The sequence below is a fragment of the uncultured Microbacterium sp. genome (assembly GCF_963521695.1).
In the GTDB taxonomy this organism is placed as follows: domain Bacteria; phylum Actinomycetota; class Actinomycetes; order Actinomycetales; family Microbacteriaceae; genus Microbacterium.
Map to the genome: position 1 here is coordinate 1 of NZ_CAUQWC010000047.1, position 17,983 is coordinate 17,983.

Below are 17,983 nucleotides of genomic sequence, written 5' to 3' on the forward strand. Positions count from 1 at the left end.
CAGCCGGCGCGCGAGGGGGCGCCGCAGCACGGGTGGGCCCGAAGGCGGGGAAGTCACGGTCATACGAGCGTCGGTGGCACGAGGGGGCCTCGCACCGCGATGAGTCTAGGCCCGGGTGCCGTGAAGCCCCCCGATAGCCTCGCGCAGACGCTTGAATGGACCGGTGCTTCCCGAACCCGACCCCCGCCTCTGCCAGGCCCTCGCCGCCGATCTCCGCTCCGCCGACTTCGCGAGTTCCACTCTGCGCGGAGCCTGGGGCGAGCAAGCGGATGACGCCGTGGCGCGGGGCCTCCGTCGCCCGGCCGAGCGTGCCCTCGGCGCCCGCGACGACGCCCTCGCCGTGCTGGGACGCCTATGGGGGCTCGGTCTCACCGTGGATCGCGAGCGGGTGGTTTCGGCTCTGCCGTCGTTGGGTGTCGACGGTGCGGCCGCGCTGGGCCTCGTGCGCGTCGAGGGCGACCACGTGCATCCCGAGGTGGTCGTGCGGCCGCAGGCGTTCTCGGACGACGCGGGGGAGGTCGAGTGGTGGATCGCGAGCGACCTCGACGAGGCGGCGCTCGAGGGACCTCTCCCCGAGGACCACGTCCTGGGTGTCGGCGGGGCCTCGCAGACCCTCGCCCGCCTGCAATTGACCCGCGGCGCGCGGACCGCCCTCGATGTCGGGACGGGGTGCGGCATCCAGGCTCTTCGTCTGCGGCGCCTCGTGGAGCACGTCGTCGCCACCGATGTCTCCGAGCGGGCGCTGCGGTTCACCCGGCTGAACGCGCTGCTGAACGGTGTCGACGGCATCGAGACCCGGCACGGCTCGCTGTTCGACCCCGTCGCGGGCCAGACGTTCGACCGGGTGGCATCCAATCCCCCGTTCGTCATCACGCCCCGCGTCGAGGGGGTTCCGGCGTACGAGTACCGCGACGGCGGGATGGAGGGCGATTCGCTGGTGGCGGCGGTCGTCGCGGGTGCGGGTTCGCACCTCTCCCCCGGCGGTGTCGCGCAGTTGCTGGGCAATTGGGAGTACCGCGAGGGTGAATCGGGACTCGACCGCGTCCGCTCCTGGGTGGGCGAGGAGATGGATGCCTGGGTGATCGAGCGCGAGGTGCTCGACCCGCTCGCGTACGCGGAGCTGTGGGTGCGCGATGGTGGCACGGTTCCGGGGACGGCCGCGCACGGACGTCTCATCGACGCGTGGCTCGACGACTTCGCCCGCCGCGGCGTCACGGGCGTCGGCTTCGGATACCTGCTGCTGCGCAAGCCCCTGGCCGGAGGCCCCACCCTGGCGCGGTACGAGCGCGTCGCGGGGGGCGGGGAGTCCGCATTCGGACCGCACCTCGCAGCCTGTCTCGCCGCGCACGACCGTGCAGCGCTGCTGGACGACGACGACCTCGCGTCGAGCGTGCTGCAGGTGGCGCCCGACGTCACCGAGGCGCGCCACCACCGCCCGGGTGAGGGTGATCCGTCGGTCATCGAGCTGCACCAGGGCGGTGGCTTCGCGCGGCGGATCGAGGTCGACCCGGCTCTCGCGGCGCTGGTGGGCGCGTGCGACGGCGATCTGGCCGTCGGGGTGCTGGTCGACGCCATCGCGCAGTTGATGGAGGTGGATGCCGCGCACCTCCGCGCCGATCTGCTGCCGCGCGTGCGCGAGTTGCTGGTGACGGGGTTCGTCTCGTTCGCCGACTGAGCCTGGCGGCCCGGGGGCTGCGCGGCCCGAGGCTGCGCGGGCCGGTCTGGCGTGAGTCGGGGTGTGCGGCTCCGGCTCCGGACCACGCGAGCGTCCACGAAACCCGGACGTGGATGCCGTGGCATCCGGGTGTTCTGGACGCCCGACGAGACCGTGGAGAGACGCACGGTCGCTGTCGGCGGCCCCGGATAGGCTCGAAGACATGCTGAACATGGCCGAGGGTCTCGCGCGCCTCGAGGAGCTCGCCGCGCACCCCGTCGTCGCCACCGTCGCCCGTGCCTTCGCCGAAGCCGGCCGTGATCTCGCGATCGTCGGTGGCCCCGTCCGCGACGCGCTGCTGGGCCGCACCACGCACGACTTCGACTTCACCACCGACGCCCGCCCCGACGAGATCCTCGCGCTGATCAAGCCGGTTTCGTCGGTCCAGTGGGACGTCGGCCGCGCCTTCGGAACCATCGGCGCACGCGTCGCGGGCGAACAGGTCGAGATCACCACCTACCGCGCCGACAGCTACGACGGGGTCACGCGCAAGCCCACGGTGGAGTTCGGCGACACCCTCGAGGCCGACCTCACCCGCCGCGATTTCACCGTCAACGCCATGGCTCTCCGCGTGCCCGCGCGCACGCTCGTCGACCCGACCGGAGGCGTCGAGGATCTGATCGCCGGGCGCCTTCGCACCCCCATCGACCCCGCCGTGAGCTTCGGCGACGACCCGTTGCGCATGCTGCGCGCGGCCCGCTTCTCGTCGCAGCTCGACTTCACCGTCGACCGTGCGACCCTCGACGCGATCGCCGATCTGCGGGCCTCGCTCGAGATCGTCAGCCCCGAACGCGTGCAGGCCGAGCTCGTGCGCCTGTTGCAGACCGATGACCCGGTCCGCGGCATCCGCGTGCTCGTCGAGACCGGCCTGATCGAAGAGTTCCTGCCCGAGGTGCCGGCTCTGCGCCTCGAGGTCGACGAGCACCACCACCACAAAGACGTCTACGAGCACTCCCTCACCGTGCTGCGTCAGGCGATCGCGCTCGAGAAGAGCCGGCATCCGGATGCCGCCCCCGATGTGCCCCTGCGCCTGGCGGCGCTTCTGCACGACATCGGCAAGCCCGCCACTCGACGCCTCGAGGCGGGCGGGGGCGTGACGTTCCACCACCACGACGTCAAGGGTGCGCGCCTCGCCCGCAAGCGCCTGCAGACGCTGCGCTTCGACGCCGCGACCACCACCGTCGTCATGCGCCTCGTCGAGCTGCACCTGCGGTTCTTCGGCTACGCCGAGGGGGCGTGGACGGATGCCGCGGTGCGCCGGTACGTCCGCGACGCCGGGGCCGAACTGGACCGTCTGCACATCCTCACGCGGGCAGACGTGACCACCCGCAACAAGCGCAAGGCGCAGCGACTGGCATCCGCCTACGACGACATCGAGGCGCGCATCTCGGCGCTCCGCGAGCAGGAGGAGATCGACTCGATCCGCCCCGAGCTCGACGGCAACCGCATCCAGGAGGTGCTGGGGCTGAAACCCGGGCGCGACGTGGGCGAGGCGTACCGCTTCCTGCTCGACCTGCGCCTCGACGAGGGCGTGGTCGGCGAAGACGAGGCGGAGAAGCGCCTGCGGGAGTGGTGGGCGGCGCGGGGCTGACCCCGCCGGCTTCTATCGCTCGTTCGTCCGCTGCGGGACCGTCGCGCGGAGTTCGTCGGTGACACGCAGGCGGTGACGGTTCGACATCCGTGCGCCGTCAGTTGCATCCGCACGACGGTACTTACCCGGAGGGGAATCCCGGTTCCCGCAGCGTGCGGGACGGTGTCCGGGAGCCCCCACTCCCCCGGAAACCCGTCCCGCGCGCCGGTCTCATCGGTGCCGGTCGCCGTCACCGTCGCCATCGCCCTGGGTCAGCGCCGCCACCACGAGATGTGTCAGGTCGATGCTGATGATGCGCGGCTCGTCGGTCACGGGGCGACCGCCTCGGGCGTCGCGGGGCCGAGGGGGTCCGCGGTCGGAATCGGAGTGGATTCTGCGGAAGGGGCCGTGGACGGTTCCGGCGTCGGCGATGCCTGCAGGGCCGGCTGCGCGGCGTCCGGGAGCGGCTGGACGCGCTCGAACGGAACGGGCGACAACGTCGCTTCGGCCAGGTCGGCTTGATCCCATGTCCACTTCTCAGCGGGAACCTCACGGAGCGGGAAGGCGTTCCAGATCGGGGCGCTGCCCGGCACCGTATAGGGGACCGGAACAGGCCCGCCGCCACCCGCGTAGTAGGCGTCCGACAGGGTCGTCGTCTCCATTCCGACGGTGGTGACCGGTCGCCCGTCCTGGTCGAAGAGCTGAACTCCCGAGAGGGCGGCCCCATTCGCGTCGTACGCGTAGATGTTGCGAACACGAATACCGTCGACGGAGAGGCCGGGAGTCCATCCCTGAGAGGCCGACGCGCGGTTGTCGTAGACGGCCGCGAACAGGGAATTGCTCAGCATCCCCAACGTCGCGGGCAGAGCCAGCACCGTGACCGCGCTCACTACGACCGCTGTCGCGTGGAGCCACCGGAACGGCATCCACCTTCCCTGGCCCCATTGCACACTGACCGCGATGAGGCCCAAGAGGATGATCCAGGCGAGGGGGTTGAAGGTCAGTGCGAGGAGCGAAGAGAGGATGCCGCCCGTCCCGCCGAGGGGAACGAGCAACGAGACGACCCAGAGGTAGACGACGACTCCGCGGACCACCCACCACACGGGGCGGAGGGATGCCAGGGTGTCCAGGATCCAGGTACCGGCGGGATTCCCGCGGATCCTCCTGCCCGTCGAGTTCCACGCCGCCCGAGCGCGCCGCACGAGCGGGAGCTTCTTCTTCGGAGTGAGGACGCGGTCGGGGAGTCCCGCGGCGGAACGCAGTTCGTCGGCGTAGGTCGTGGCATCCGGGAGTCCGAAGTCGTCGCCGGCCTCGGCGGCCTGATCGGACAGGTCGGCCTCGAGGCCGTCGAGCAGGTCGTCGACCTCGTCGGCGGGCAGGTCATCGAGGTGCGCGCGCACCTCGGCCGCGAAGGCGCGGATGTCGTCACGGACGGGTGTGGTGATCATCGGGCGTCTCCGATCGTGCGCAGCTTCTTCGAGTGGGTGGTGTCATCGAGCAGGGTCGTCATGGCCGAGGAGAAATGGGTCCAGCTCGCGCGTTGCGCGTCGAGCAGTTCGCGACCCTGCGGGTTGATCGCGTAGTACTTACGGTGCGGTCCGCCGTCACTCGGCACGACGTAGCTCGACAACGCCCCCGCGGAGTAGAGCCGCCGGAGTGTCCCGTAGACCGAGGCGTCACCCACCTCGCCGAGGCCCGCTTCGCGCAGTCGCCGCACGATGTCGTACCCGTACCCGTCGTCGTGCTGCACCACCGCCAGCACGGCGGCATCCAGCACCCCCTTCAATAGCTGCGTCGTATCCACGCGCGCCCCCTTTCGCTTGTCTGCCTGGGACAGTACCACGCAGTGCGCGGTAGTGCGTAATGCGAAGTCCTTGGGCTTTCTGCTGGGGCAGAGTGAGGCGATGGATGCCGTGAACGGCGTCCCCGCGCCCGGGTTGCTCTCGCGGAGGCACGTCGTCATCGTTGCCGCTCAGCGGCCTCCGGGTCCGCCCCCTCCCGCCCGGTGCCCACCCGACCTACACTGAGACCCACCTCCGTCACCGCCGATGGGAGTCCTGTGCCCTCCTCCTGGTCGCGACCGGCCATCTCCCCCGAGACCTCGGGACTGCTGATCGCGCGCGCACACGACGAACTCCTCGCCGGCAACGAGGATCGGCGCCTCGGCGACGTGCGTCCGCTGGTCACCGAGTCGTGGCGGCGGTCGATGGCATCCCTCGTCGGGCCCGAAGGACTCCCCGCGCTCGAGCTGGCGTCGGAGGAACTCGAGGCGTACCGCCGGGCTCATCCCCTGGCCGGGGTCATGGACATGGTGCGCGCCCTGCTGCTTCCCGGCACCGCCGAGGAGTCGGGTGTCGTCGTCGCCGTAGGAGACGCGGCGGGACGCCTGCTGTGGGTCGAGGGCGACCGGCACATCCGCACGCTCACCGGTGACATGGGCTTCGTCGCGGGAGCGAACTGGGCCGAGGATGCCGTGGGCACCTCCGCGCCCGGGACCGCGCTGACCCTCGATCGCTCCGTGCAGATCCGGGGCGCCGAGCACTTCAACCGCCTCGTGCAGCCGTGGTCGTGCACGGCCGCTCCGGTGCACGATCCCGAGACCCGTCGCCTGCTCGGCGTGATCGACGTCACGGGAGGGCCCGAGGCGGTGACTCCCCAGGCGCAATTGCTGGTGGATGCCACCGCTCGGGCCATCGAGAGCGAGATCCTCGTGGCGCGGCTCCGCGCACAGCAGGCCCCTCCTCCCACACGTGCAGCGCCGTCGCGGGCACTCCTGCGCACCCTCGGCCGGGATCGCGCGCTGCTCGAGGTGGCGGGGTCGACCCTCGAACTCAGCCCCCGTCACGCAGAGATCCTGCTGCTGCTCGCCGTGCACCGCGAGGGGCTCTCCGCCGAGGCGTTGAGCGAGGCCGTGTACGGCCACGCCGCCGTGGAGACGCTCCGGCCCGAGATGGTGCGCCTGCGCCGCGCCCTGGTCCCCCTCGCTCCGCGGGTCGTGCCGGCATCCCGGCCGTATCGACTCCTCGACGGACTCGAGACCGACGCGCAGCACGTGCTGTCGCTCCTCGACCGCGGCGCGCACCGGGTGGCCCTCGCGGCCTACTCGGGTCCGGTGCTGCCCGACTCGGACGCACCGGGGGTGGTCGAGGTACGCGAATCGGTGCGCAGCACGCTGCGTGAGGCGTTGATCGCCGAGGCCGGTGTCGACGTGCTCCTCGCCTACGCCGACGCCGTCGACGGGCGCGACGACGAGGAGGTGCTGCGGCTGTGCCTGTCGATGCTGCCCCCGCGCTCGCCGAAGCGTGCCGGCCTCGTCGCACGGATCGAGCGCGGGGAGCGCGAGTGAACAGCGCTGAGGCGGCCACGCTTACGTGCGCGTTCACTCTTCGGTGGGCCCGATGTCGGAGGCCCTCGTTACTCTGAACCTATGGACGAAAACGCGCTCGACATCTTCTCGGCAGCCCGTGCCCGTCGCGACGTGGCGCGCATCCGCGAGGCGCTGGCCGAGGTCAAGGCGGGCGACGTCGCCCGCGTCATCGTCCGTTCGCCGCGCTACGGCCTCTACGCCCTTGAGGGCACCGTGCGTATCGGCGTGGGCGGTCAGCCCCTGGTCGGTGACGTGATCCTCGCGACGAGTTCCGAGATCCAGCGCATCGATCTCGGTATCGAGCCTCCGCAGCCGGCGCTCGAGGCAGACGTGGTCGACCCGTCGACCCTCCCCCACGGCACGCCCGTGCGCGTGACGTTCCTCACGCCGACGCACCAGACCTTCGCTCTCACCGGCCCGATCACTGCGGGCAACGACCGGTTCCTCCTCGTCGGCAGTTGGATCGTCGCCGACGACCGTGTGATCGCCCCGCGCGTGCAGAGCATCGAGCGCCTCGACGACGTCGACCTGCACGAGGTCAACGTGCCGCCGCTGCGATCGGTGCTCGCTGACGCCGACGTGTAGTCGCGTACGCAGAACGGATGCCACGGCCTCAGGGTCGTGGCATCCGTCGTCGGTGCGTGCGCTCGCCGCGGGTGGTGACGCCGTCGGGCCGCGCGCCGCGCCATCGAAGTCACACGTTCTTGCCGAGATCGCACGCTATGGAGAGGACGCCGTGTGATCTCGCGAGGATCGTGTGATCTCGCGGCCAGGGGTGCCCGCCTCGATCAGCGAACCCCACCCGGACCGGTGCAACTCCATGCAACCTCCCCCGGCGTACCGTCGGCGCATCGCCGCCCGAAGCAGACGCGGCGACTCATGACCGTCGAAGGAGACACGCATGACCATCGTCGAAGAAGGCGTCTCGAGCGTCTACGCCGCCCCGGGACAACGCGGGGCCGTCGCCGAATATCGTTCGCGGTACGGGCACTACATCGGTGGCGAGTGGGTCGAACCCCACAGCGGCGAGTACTTCGAGAACATCACTCCCGTCACCGGTAAGCCGTTCTGCGAGGTCGCACGCGGTGACGCGCACGACATCGACCGCGCCGTCGAGGCGGGATGGAAGGCGTTCGCGTCGTGGAAGAAGACCACTCCCGCCGAGCGCAGCGTCATCCTGAACAAGATCGCCGACCGGATCGAGGAGAACCTCGAGAAGATCGCCGTCGCCGAGACCTGGGAGAACGGCAAGCCGGTGCGCGAGACGCTCGCGGCCGACATTCCCCTGACCGTCGACCACTTCCGCTACTTCGCCGGCGTGCTGCGGGCGCAGGAGGGCTCGCTCAGCCAGCTCGACGAGAATACGGTGGCGTACCACTTCCACGAACCGCTGGGTGTGGTCGGGCAGATCATTCCGTGGAACTTCCCCATCCTCATGGCCGCCTGGAAGCTGGCTCCGGCGCTCGCCGCGGGCAACTGCGTCGTGATCAAGCCGGCCGAGCAGACTCCGGCATCCCTGCTGTTCCTGTTCGACATCATCGGCGACCTGCTCCCGGCGGGTGTCGTGAACATCGTCAACGGCTTCGGTATCGAGGCGGGGGCGCCGCTGGCGCAGCACAAGCGGATCCGCAAGATCGCCTTCACCGGTGAGACAACGACCGGCCGCCTGATCATGCAGTACGCCTCGCAGAACCTCATTCCGGTGACGCTCGAGCTCGGGGGCAAGAGCCCCAACGTGTTCTTCGAAGACGTGGCGCTGCGAAGCGACGACGCCTATTACGACAAGGCGCTCGAGGGCTTCACGATGTTCGCCCTCAACCAGGGCGAGGTGTGCACGTGCCCGTCGCGTTCGCTGATCCAGCGGTCGATCTACGACCAGTTCCTCGGTGACGGCCTGGAGCGCGTCAAGAAGGTGCGCCAGGGCAATCCGCTCGACCCCGAGACCATGATCGGCGCGCAGGCCTCGAACGACCAGCTCGAGAAGATCCTGTCGTACATCGACATCGGCAAGGCCGGTGGCGCCAAGCTGTTGACGGGTGGAGAACGCGTCGATCTCGGCGGCGACCTGACGGACGGCTACTACATGGCGCCGACCGTCTTCGAGGGCACGAACGACATGCGGATCTTCCAGGAGGAGATCTTCGGTCCGGTGCTGTCGGTCACCTCGTTCGACGACTTCGACGACGCCATCTCGGTCGCCAACGACACCCTCTACGGCCTCGGTGCCGGCGTGTGGAGTCGCAGCGGCGACACGGCCTACCGCGCGGGACGGGCCATCGAGGCCGGGCGCGTCTGGACGAACACGTACCACCAGTACCCCGCTCACGCGGCGTTCGGCGGGTACAAGCAGTCCGGCATCGGTCGCGAGAACCACCTCAAGATGCTCGACCACTACCAGCAGACCAAGAACCTGCTCGTGTCGTATGCCGATGGGGCCATGGGCTTCTTCTAAGCGGTTCGAGCGTCGGGGCGGCGGTTCTCCGACGCCCCGCGACCCCCGGGTTCGCGCCCGGGGGTCGCGCCCGGTCGGTCGGCGGGGCATCTCGTCCCACTTATGGCGGGTTGGGGTGGGCCTTCGTCCCACTTATGGCGGGTTGGCGGGCTCCCAACCCGCAACTCTTGGGACATGAAGTGAAAGGAGTGGGACATGACCATCCAACTCTCACGCGTGGATGTGACGGATGCCGCGGCCGCACTGCTGCGCGACCTGACGGTGAAGCACGGCCCGCTGATGTTCCACCAGTCCGGCGGCTGCTGTGACGGCAGCTCACCGATGTGTTACCCGGTGGGAATGTTCATCACGGGCCCCAGCGACGTGCACCTCGGTGACATCGAGGTCGGTCTCGACGACCCGATCGAGGTGTACATATCGGAGTCGCAGTTCGAGTACTGGAAGTTCACGCACCTGACGATCGACGTCGTTCCGGGCCGCGGCGCCGGCTTCTCGGTCGAGGGTCCGACCGGGATGCGATTCCTCATCCGGTCGCGGATGCTGACGGAGGAGGAGGCGGAGGCGTTCGGGGTGGGCGTTCGTTCCGAATGAGGCTGGCCCGCCACCACTTGTCGCGCGCCCACGACGTGACGGTGAACGCCATGACGAGCACCGGAACGGAGAGCACAGCGTCGGGTGCCAGGCCCGCGATGAGGAACCCGGTCAGCACGACGGAAACGGTGGCCACCCATCCGGTCGCCGGGCGCAACGGATCGATGAGAAGGCCCCACCCGGTCCCGATGATCGCGGCGTAGACCGCGACGATGATCGCCAGATCGACTGTCTCCCGCACGGCGTGCCCCCTCGCGATGTGGACGAAGGATCAGGCTGCCACGGCGGGTTCACGTGGCATCGATGTCGTCACCCCCGTCGTGACGTATTTCACCCGCCCGCACCGCATTCGTCTGCCTATCGTGAGAGGAACGCAACCGGGAGGACAACATGGTGACCGTCCGCCTCAGTCATGCCGCCGCCCACCTCGCCGTCGTGGCATCCAGCTTCATCATCGGCGGGTGCATTCTCGCGATCGTGGCAATGGCACTTGCCGCCGTAGCCTTCGCCAATACGACAACCACCGCGGTCCCATTCGTGGTGACCTTTCAGGGGGGGCCGCGAAGCGGACGGTTCGCTCGCGGTCCTCATCGACGGATCGCTGACCGGAGCGCTGGTGGCCGTTTCGCTCTTCGCCCTCGCGTGGTGGACCGTAGCGGTGTTCCTCGTCAGGCCGGCCTCGAGGCGCGGATCGTGTAGCTCAGCGGTATGACCGAGGGCTGCTCGGTCAGCGCGTACTCGCCGTCGGGGTGCAGGGTCATGCGACCGGGCAGCGCCTCCCAGGGCACGCTGTCATGCTCCACCAGGGCGTCCAGACGCAGGCCGCGATCGAGCAGGGCGGTGACGATCTCGCCGATGCCGTGGTTCCACTCGTAGGTGCGCGTCGCGGTCAGCGGTGCCGAGACCTCCACGTAGGTGTTCTCGTCATCCCATTCGAGTGGTGCGGTCTGCTCGAAGTACGGAAAGGTGAGTGCGAGGCCGGGGAGCTCCTCGTTGAGAGACCAGAGCAACGGGTGCCCCTCGCGAATGTGCAGCGTGCCCCCCGGGGCCAGCAGGTCGGTTACGACACCCGCCCACTCGGTGATCGACGGCAGCCAGCAGAGCGCCCCGATTCCCGTGTACACGAGGTCGAACGATTCGCGGGCAAGGATGGTCGCGGCGTCCCGGACGTCGGACTGGACGAACTCGATGTCGACGCCGGCCTCGGCAGCCAGACGACGGGCTTCAGTGACGGCGTTCTCAGAGAAGTCGAGGCCGGTGACGCGTGCGCCCAGGCGCGCGAGCGAGAGAGTGTCGGTGCCGATATGGCACTGCAGGTGCAACGCGCGCAGACCGGCGATGTCGCCGAGGAGCCGCTGATCGAAGCGCACGACGTCGGAGAGCGCGTGTGCATCCGCGACGTATCGCTGTACGCCATAGCCCGAACCGTCGCGGGCGGCGTGGAGGGTCGCGCGCTCATCCCAGTTGGCACGGTTGGCATCGATGTAGTCGGAAGTCATGGCATCCCTTTCCACTGGCACAGCCTTGCAACGCTACAGACTCCGGATGCCGCGCGCCTTCGCCGGAGCGCGCGCCCGGGCGCCGGTGACCCCGCGTGACGAGCCGGTCGGCGCGATGTCGGAGGGGCGCGTTAGCCTGGCGGGATGTCGGGCAAGGTCTATGTCATCCACGAGAACCCCCAGTGGATTCCGCCGTTCGCGGCGGCGTTCGAGGCCGAGGGGGTGCCGTTCGAAGAGTGGCTGCTCACCGACGGATCGATCGACCTCGCGGTCGAACCGCCCGATGGTGTCTTCTGGTCGCGGCTGAGCGCCTCCGCCCACACGCGCGACCACGCGCACAGCAAAGAGTTCGGCCGCGCCGTGTTGCGCTGGCTCGCATCGTGGGGCCGCACCGTCATCAACGGTGCCGACGTGCTCGAGCTCGAGGTGAGCAAGGTCGCGCAGCACGCGGCGCTGCGACACGCGGGTATCGAGGTCCCCCGCACGGTGGCCGTCTTCGGCACCGATGATCTCGCGGCGGCCGCCGAGCGCTTCGGCGCGCCGTTCATCAGCAAGCACAACCAGGGCGGCAAGGGCCTGGGCGTGCGGCGGTGGGACTCCATCGACGAGTTCACGGCGTGGGTCGCCGGACCCGACTTCGAGCACTCCCCCGACGGCATCACGCTGCTGCAAGAACTGCTCGTCGCCCGGACGCCGTTCATCACCCGGGCCGAGTTCGTCGCGGGCGAGTTCGTCTACGCCGTGCGCGTCGACACCAGCGCCGGCAGCTTCGAGCTCTGCCCCGCCGAGGCGTGTGCGATCCCAGATGCCGACGGCGTAGAGCCCGAGCCGATGTTCCGGCTGCGCGACGACGTCGACCCGACGCTGATCGACCGGTACCTCGCGTTCCTCGCGGCCGAGGGAGTGGGCATCGCCGGGATCGAGTTCATCGAGACGCTCGACGGTCGCACGGTGACCTACGACGTCAACACGAACACCAACTACAACCCCGACGTCGAGGCATCCGCTCCGCGTTCGGGACCACGCGAGATCGCACGCTGGCTCGGCTCGCTGCTGCCGCGCGAAGTGGCGGGCATCCGTGGCTGAGCCGGCGGCGCCGCATAGCGAGTGGGCGGGCTTCGGCTTCGCCACGCGGCAGGTGCACGCCGGTGAAGAAGAAGACCTCACCCACGGCTCGCGCATCACCCCCGTGCACCTGTCAGCGGCCTACCGGTTCGCGTCCTTCCAGGAGGCGACCGACCGCTTCGCGGGCGCCGACCTCGGCCACCTGTACTCCCGCAACGCCAACCCCACCAACCAGGTCGCCGAACGCCGTCTCGCGTCTCTCGAAGGCGGGTCGGGCGCGATAGTCGTCGGATCGGGGCAGGCGGCTATCACCGTCTCGCTGCTGGCGCTCGCTGGGAGCGGCGAGCACATCGTCTCGACCGCGAGCATCTACAGCGGCACGCGCGTGCTGTTCGACCGCACCTTCGCCCGCATGGGCGTCACCGTCGAGTACGTCTGGGATCCCACCGACGAGGCAGAATGGGACTCCCTCATCCGCCCCGAGACGAAGGCGATCTTCACCGAGACGCTTCCCAACCCGAAGAACGACATCGTCGACATCGCCGCGGTCGCCCGCATCGCGAAACGCCACGGCATCCCGCTCGTCGTCGACAACACTATCGCGACCCCGTTCCTCATCCGCCCGATCGAACAGGGCGCCGACATCGTCGTGCACTCGGCCACCAAGTTCCTCTCGGGCCACGGGGCCAACCTCGCCGGGGCGGTCGTCGACGGCGGAACGTTCGACTGGGTGGCATCCGACCGCTCCTACCCCGCGATCACCGACACCCCGATCGCGACGCACCGCTCGCTCATCGAGGCGTTCGGACCGCGCGCCTTCGAGCTGTCCCTGCGGTTCGGCATCGCGAACGACATCGGTCCGGCGCTCTCGCCGCTCAACGGCTTCCTGCTCCAGCAGGGCATGGAGACCCTGTCGGTGCGCATGCGGCAGCACCTCGCCAGCGCGCGCACCGTGGCCGAGTGGCTCGAGCAGCACGACTCTGTCGAGAGCGTCGACTACGCCGGACTGCCTTCGCACCCGCAGCACGACCTCGCCGTGCGGGATTACGGCGGGCTCTCGGGCTCGGTCTTCTCGTTCACGGTGCGCGGCGGACGCGACGGGGCAGAACGGTTCTTCGACGCCCTGCGCCTGTTCAGCCGCATGACGAACATCGGCGACACGCGGTCGATGGCCCTGCATCCCGCCACCACGACCCACATCGGCTTCACCCAAGAGACGCGCGACCGCCTGGGCATCAGCGACGGACTCGTGCGCCTGTCGATCGGACTCGAGGATGCCGAAGACCTGATCGCCGACCTCGACCAGGCGCTCCGCGCGGCGGTATAACGCGTCCCAGAGCGACGCCGGGGCTGGTGAAGGGGCCGCTGGCGCCGCGGGCTTGCGTGTGCTCCGCCAACGTGGTGGTTCGGGCACGCCGGGCAGACTCCGAGCTTGTCGAAGGGTCCGGGCACGCGACCCGGCCCGGTGGCTTCGACGAGCTCAGCCACCTCGCATTCGCTTCGCGTCCTGGTGCAGGGCCGCGGGCGGGCGGGCTTCGTTGAGTGTCCAGGACATGCCGTGCGCGCCGGGCCGCTGCGGCGTGTTCTGGACACTCAACAGGTTGGGCGCGCCGTCCGGGGCCCGCTCGCCGCGGCGGCGGCGCGGGTGCCGGTCTCCAGGCTTCGTTGAGTGTCCAGGACATGCCGTACGCGCGGCCGCGGCGCGGCGTGTCTTGGACACTCAAGCGGGGTGGGAGAGCGACTCACCCGTCGCGCTGCGCCTCCAGGCGCCGCACGCGCGGGATCACCTCGGCGGCGAAGCGCTGCATCTCGGGCAGGTGGGGGGAGAACTGCAGCAGCAGCGTCGAGACGCCGACGTTCGCGAACTCCACGATCCGCTCGGCGACCTGATCGGGCGTGCCGACGAGGTTGGGGCGCAGACCGCGGTTCGAGACCGAGTACTCCTTGAGGTCGACCGGGGTGTCGAGCTTCGACTTGCTCACGAAGTCCTGGTACGAGCCGTACGCCGCGCCCCCGCGCACGTCGGTGATCCGCTCGATTTCGGCCTGCGCCTCGGCTTCGGTGTCGCGCACCACGGCGTAGGCGGCCATGCCGAACGCCTCGAACGGCGTCGCCCCCGCCGCCGCACGACGCTGGCGCATATCCGCGACTTTCGTCGACAGCTCCTCGAGCGTGCCGCCGTGGGTCAGGTACGCGTCAGCGAAGCGGGTGATCGTCGTGCGACCCGCCTCGCTCTCACCGCCGGCGTACAGGCGCGGGATGACGCGGGGCTTGGGCTCGGTGAACGTGCCCTCTGTGCGGTAGTACTCGCCCTCGTACGCGAAAGGCGTCTCGGACCACAGCCCGCGCAGCACCTCGACCCACTCGATGGTGCGGGCGTAACGGTCGTCGTGCGCGCTGAAGAGGCCGTCGTACTGCTTCGCCTCCTCGGCCCACCACGCCGAGACCACGTTGAGGGTGAAGCGGCCACCGCTGATCTCGTCGATGGTCGCGGCCTGCTTCGCGGTGCGGAACGGGTTGTGGAAACCGGGACGCACCGCGGTCATCAGCTCGAGCGACGACGTCACCGCCGCGAGCGCCGCGGTCACCGTCCACGCGTCGAGCGATGGAGCCTCGACGCCCTTGATGTCGTTGAGGTTCAGCTCGGGGATGAGCGTCAGGTCGAATCCGCCCTCTTCCGCCGCGCGGGCGATCTCGGCGATGTGGGCGAACGAGACGGGGGTCTGCTCGTCGTCGACGTTGCGCAGCCATCCGCCGAAGATCGGGGTCCAATAGCCGAAACGCACGCGCTGGGGGGAGGTCATGGCATCCATCTTTCCGGGTCTGCGGGGGCATGGCGTCAGCCCCGACACGCGCGGTCACGTCGGCCGAGCAGCGATGCGTTCTGCGGCAGCGGTAACACGACGTCCGAGATCTGTCACGGCGGCGTAACACGGCATCCATAGATTTCTTTCAGGTTCGGCTGACCGAACCATCCCCCCTGTCGCGCGAGATGCTCCATGGCGCGTGGCACGCAACCCCTGGAGACCCCGTGCAGAGACGCATCCTCGCGGGCACTGTCGTCTGCGGCCTCGCCGCGACCACCGTGTTCGCCGCCCTCCCGGCTTCGGCCGCGATGGTTCCCCCTTCGCTGAGCGTGGTGCGGCCCGTGTCGCCGTTGATCGACATGCCCACCAGCTACCCCGTTCAGCCCGAGCTGAAGGTGTTCCCCGACCTGCCCGAAGACGCATCGATCGCGCGCGGGGTGCGTCCCTACGACGAGATCGCGCCGTTCCTGAACACGCTCATGGACACCAGCGACCGCGTCTCGGCGCAGGTCGTCGGCACCTCGGCGCTGGGTCGCGACATCTACCTCGTGACCGTCACGACCCCCGAGACCACCGCGCAGACGGCGCAGCAGTCCGACTGGCGCGACCTCGTGAAGGCCGACCCGACGGCCGCCGCCGCGGATGCGACGCTGCAGAGCGAGTACAAGGTGCCGATGTGGTTCAACGGCAACATCCACGGCAACGAGTGGGAGGGCACCGACGCGACCCTCAACTACATCGAGGACCTCGCCACCTCCACCGACCCGGCCACGGCCGAGATGCTCGACGATCACCGCATCTACTTCACGGTGACCAACAACCCCGACGGCCGTGCCCTCGGGCAGCGCGGAACCGCGAACGGTTACGACCCGAACCGCGACTTCATCACGGGCGCCACGGCCGAGGCATCCATCGTGCGCGACCTGGCGAGCGTCATCCAGCCGACGTACTTCATCGACCTGCACGGCTACACGGACGTGCTGCAGGTCGAGCCCTGCGGCCCCCCGCACGGTGAGAACTACGAATACGACCTCTTCGTGCCGCACGCCTACGCCACGGCGTTGGAGATCGAGGATGCCGTGACCGCGGCGAACATCCCCGGTAACACCTACTACGACCCGGCGACCGCCGGCGTGACCGAGACCAACACCGGTTTCATCAACATCCCCTACCGCGACCAGCGGTCGGGCTGGGACGACTGGCCCCCGATCTTCGCGCCGCAGTACGTGGCGTACCAGGGCGCCATCACCAACACCGTCGAGCTGCCGCTCGGGCGTTCGGGCGACCAGCCCGCTCGCGCGAAGGTGAACATCGAGGTCGCGGAGGTCGTCATCGACACCGTCGTGGACTACGTCGACGAGCACAGCGACGCGCTGCTCGACAACCAGATCGAGATCTTCCGCCGCGGCGAGGCCGGCGAGCCCAGCCGCGAGATCCCCGCCGACGTCGCACCCGAGGACCTCGCCCCGGGCGTGCCCGCGGAGTGGACCGACATCTGGGACGAGACCGACATCTACAACGCCGACTTCCCGCGCGCGTACGTCATTCCCGTGGGCTCCGGTCAGCGTTCGGATTCCGACGCGCAGACGCTCGTGCAGCAGCTGCTCGTCAACGGCATCCGTGTCGATCGTCTGACCGCACCCGTGCGCCTCGACGGAAACGACTACCCCGCGGGCTCGTTCTACGTCGACATGCATCAGCCGCTCCGTGGCCTGGCAAACGTGCTCCTGGCCGACGGCTCCGACATCTCGGACCGCGTGCCCGACATGTACGACATCTCGGCATGGAGCCTCTCGCTGCTGTGGGGCGCGCAGGTGACACGGATCGGCGAGACCACCGACCCGGCGCCGACCACCGCGGTCGAGCCGGTCACCGAGGCCCCGCTGACGGGTTCGGTGCCCGCGGGCGCCGGCTCGCTGACATTCGAGCCGCGGGGTGTGGCCGACTGGCAGGCGATCAATGCACTGCTCGCCGCGGGCGTCGCTCTGTCGCAGCTGCCCGACGGCACCGTCGTCGTGGGAGCGGACGCCCGGTCACGCGAGGCGGCCGCCCTGGCTGCCTCGGTGTTCGGTGTCGACTTCGAGCTCGGAGGGGCCGCGGCGACCGACGCCACCGAGCTGCGCAGCGTGCGCATCGGATATGTCGGCGACGCGGGCGATCGCGATGCGCTGACCAAGCTCGGCTTCACCGGACTCGTTCCCGTGACCGCCGCCACCCTGGCTGCGGGTGAGGTCGACCTGTCGGCCGTCGACGTCCTCTACGTGGGAACCGGGCTCAGCTTCACGCCGGAGCAGCAGGCCGGCGCCGACAGGGTGACGGCCTTCATCGCGGCCGGCAAGCCCGTCGTGGGTCGCGGCGCCGGCGGTGCCGCCTTCGTGAACACCTTCGTCGCACCGCTCACCGCGGTGACCGGCACCCGCGGATCGAACGGCATCGCCCAGGTCGAAACGCCGGCTGACGGCGTGCTGGGCGACTACCCGCAGGACACCGCCTTCGGGTATCCGTTCGCGTGGTTCCCCGCCCCGGCGACCGGAGTGACGATCGAGCAGCGTTACGCCGGCACCGACACCTTCGTGGCGGGTCACTGGCGCAGCACTCCCGGCCAGTCGATCCAGGATGCCGCGGGCCAGGCGTCGGCGGTCTCGCTCACGGGTCCGTCCGGAACACGCGCCTTCGTGTTCGGTACGTCGCCGACGTTCCGCGCGCACCCGGTCGGCGCCTTCAGCGACATCGCCCGCGCGGTGTTCTGGGCCGTGGACAAGCCCGTGGTCGTCGAGCCGACCCCGACCCCGACCCCGACTCCGGAGCCGACCGTGGCGCCGACCCCGGAGCCGACGCCCGAGCCGACGCCCGAGCCCACACCGGAGCCGACGGTCGCCCCGACGGCTGAGCCGACCGCGGCCCCCACGGCCGTACCG

Annotated in this window: 13 protein-coding genes; 9 read left to right on the forward strand and 4 right to left on the reverse strand. The window is 69.8% G+C overall.

Going from position 1 to position 17,983, the window contains the following annotated elements; all coding sequences use genetic code 11:
- Positions 1-163 precede the first annotated feature (163 nt).
- The gene (locus tag RWP81_RS05510) at positions 164-1,675 is read left to right on the forward strand and encodes a methyltransferase (RefSeq protein ID WP_314453263.1); all 1,512 of its coding nucleotides are present in this window, start codon (positions 164-166) and stop codon (positions 1,673-1,675) included.
- Positions 1,676-1,877: 202 nt separating this feature from the next.
- On the forward strand, positions 1,878-3,305 hold the full coding sequence (locus RWP81_RS05515; RefSeq protein ID WP_314453265.1) for a CCA tRNA nucleotidyltransferase: 1,428 nt from the start codon (positions 1,878-1,880) through the stop codon (positions 3,303-3,305).
- A 308-nt stretch (positions 3,306-3,613) separates the two neighbouring features.
- Here RWP81_RS05515 and RWP81_RS05520 read toward each other — a convergent pair whose 3' ends face one another.
- Both RWP81_RS05520 and RWP81_RS05525 read right to left on the reverse strand, forming a co-directional pair.
- Positions 3,614-4,732, reverse strand: a complete 1,119-nt coding sequence (locus RWP81_RS05520) for a hypothetical protein (RefSeq protein ID WP_314453268.1) — start codon at positions 4,730-4,732, stop codon at positions 3,614-3,616.
- Positions 4,729-5,088 (reverse strand): PadR family transcriptional regulator, encoded by a 360-nt coding sequence (locus RWP81_RS05525; RefSeq protein WP_314453270.1) that lies wholly within the window; start codon positions 5,086-5,088, stop codon positions 4,729-4,731. The genes RWP81_RS05520 and RWP81_RS05525 overlap by 4 nt, the downstream gene beginning before the upstream one ends.
- 255 nt (positions 5,089-5,343) lie before the next feature.
- Here RWP81_RS05525 and RWP81_RS05530 point away from each other — a divergent pair, with 255 nt between their 5' ends.
- The 4 genes from RWP81_RS05530 (at position 5,344) to RWP81_RS05545 (ending at position 9,694) form a co-directional block, all read left to right on the forward strand.
- A complete protein-coding gene (locus RWP81_RS05530; protein WP_314453273.1) occupies positions 5,344-6,630 on the forward strand; it encodes a GAF domain-containing protein in 1,287 nt (428 codons plus the stop codon).
- 81 nt (positions 6,631-6,711) lie between these two features.
- Positions 6,712-7,236, forward strand: a complete 525-nt coding sequence (locus tag RWP81_RS05535; RefSeq protein ID WP_243223034.1) for a hypothetical protein — start codon at positions 6,712-6,714, stop codon at positions 7,234-7,236.
- Positions 7,237-7,552: 316 nt separating this feature from the next.
- Positions 7,553-9,103, forward strand: coding sequence for an aldehyde dehydrogenase family protein (locus tag RWP81_RS05540; protein WP_314453276.1), 1,551 nt, complete (start codon positions 7,553-7,555; stop codon positions 9,101-9,103).
- 195 nt (positions 9,104-9,298) lie between these two features.
- Complete coding sequence (locus RWP81_RS05545) at positions 9,299-9,694, forward strand: DUF779 domain-containing protein (protein ID WP_314453279.1); 396 nt, start codon at positions 9,299-9,301, stop codon at positions 9,692-9,694.
- Positions 9,695-10,362: 668 nt separating this feature from the next.
- On the opposite strand, the gene RWP81_RS05550 is transcribed toward RWP81_RS05545, so the two are convergent.
- Positions 10,363-11,193 (reverse strand): class I SAM-dependent methyltransferase, encoded by an 831-nt coding sequence (locus RWP81_RS05550; RefSeq protein WP_314453280.1) that lies wholly within the window; start codon positions 11,191-11,193, stop codon positions 10,363-10,365.
- A gap of 144 nt (positions 11,194-11,337) precedes the next feature.
- Between RWP81_RS05550 and RWP81_RS05555 the strand changes: the two genes are divergently transcribed.
- On the forward strand, positions 11,338-12,279 hold the full coding sequence (locus tag RWP81_RS05555) for an alpha-L-glutamate ligase (protein ID WP_314453283.1): 942 nt from the start codon (positions 11,338-11,340) through the stop codon (positions 12,277-12,279).
- Positions 12,272-13,585, forward strand: coding sequence for an aminotransferase class I/II-fold pyridoxal phosphate-dependent enzyme (locus RWP81_RS05560; protein ID WP_314453286.1), 1,314 nt, complete (start codon positions 12,272-12,274; stop codon positions 13,583-13,585). The genes RWP81_RS05555 and RWP81_RS05560 overlap by 8 nt, the downstream gene beginning before the upstream one ends.
- A gap of 415 nt (positions 13,586-14,000) precedes the next feature.
- Here RWP81_RS05560 and RWP81_RS05565 read toward each other — a convergent pair whose 3' ends face one another.
- The gene (locus RWP81_RS05565; protein WP_314453288.1) at positions 14,001-15,062 is read right to left on the reverse strand and encodes an LLM class flavin-dependent oxidoreductase; all 1,062 of its coding nucleotides are present in this window, start codon (positions 15,060-15,062) and stop codon (positions 14,001-14,003) included.
- A 227-nt stretch (positions 15,063-15,289) separates the two neighbouring features.
- On the opposite strand from RWP81_RS05565, the gene RWP81_RS05570 reads away from it, so the two are divergent.
- On the forward strand, positions 15,290-17,983 hold a 2,694-nt coding region (locus RWP81_RS05570; RefSeq protein ID WP_314453292.1), incomplete at its 3' end, for a M14 family zinc carboxypeptidase.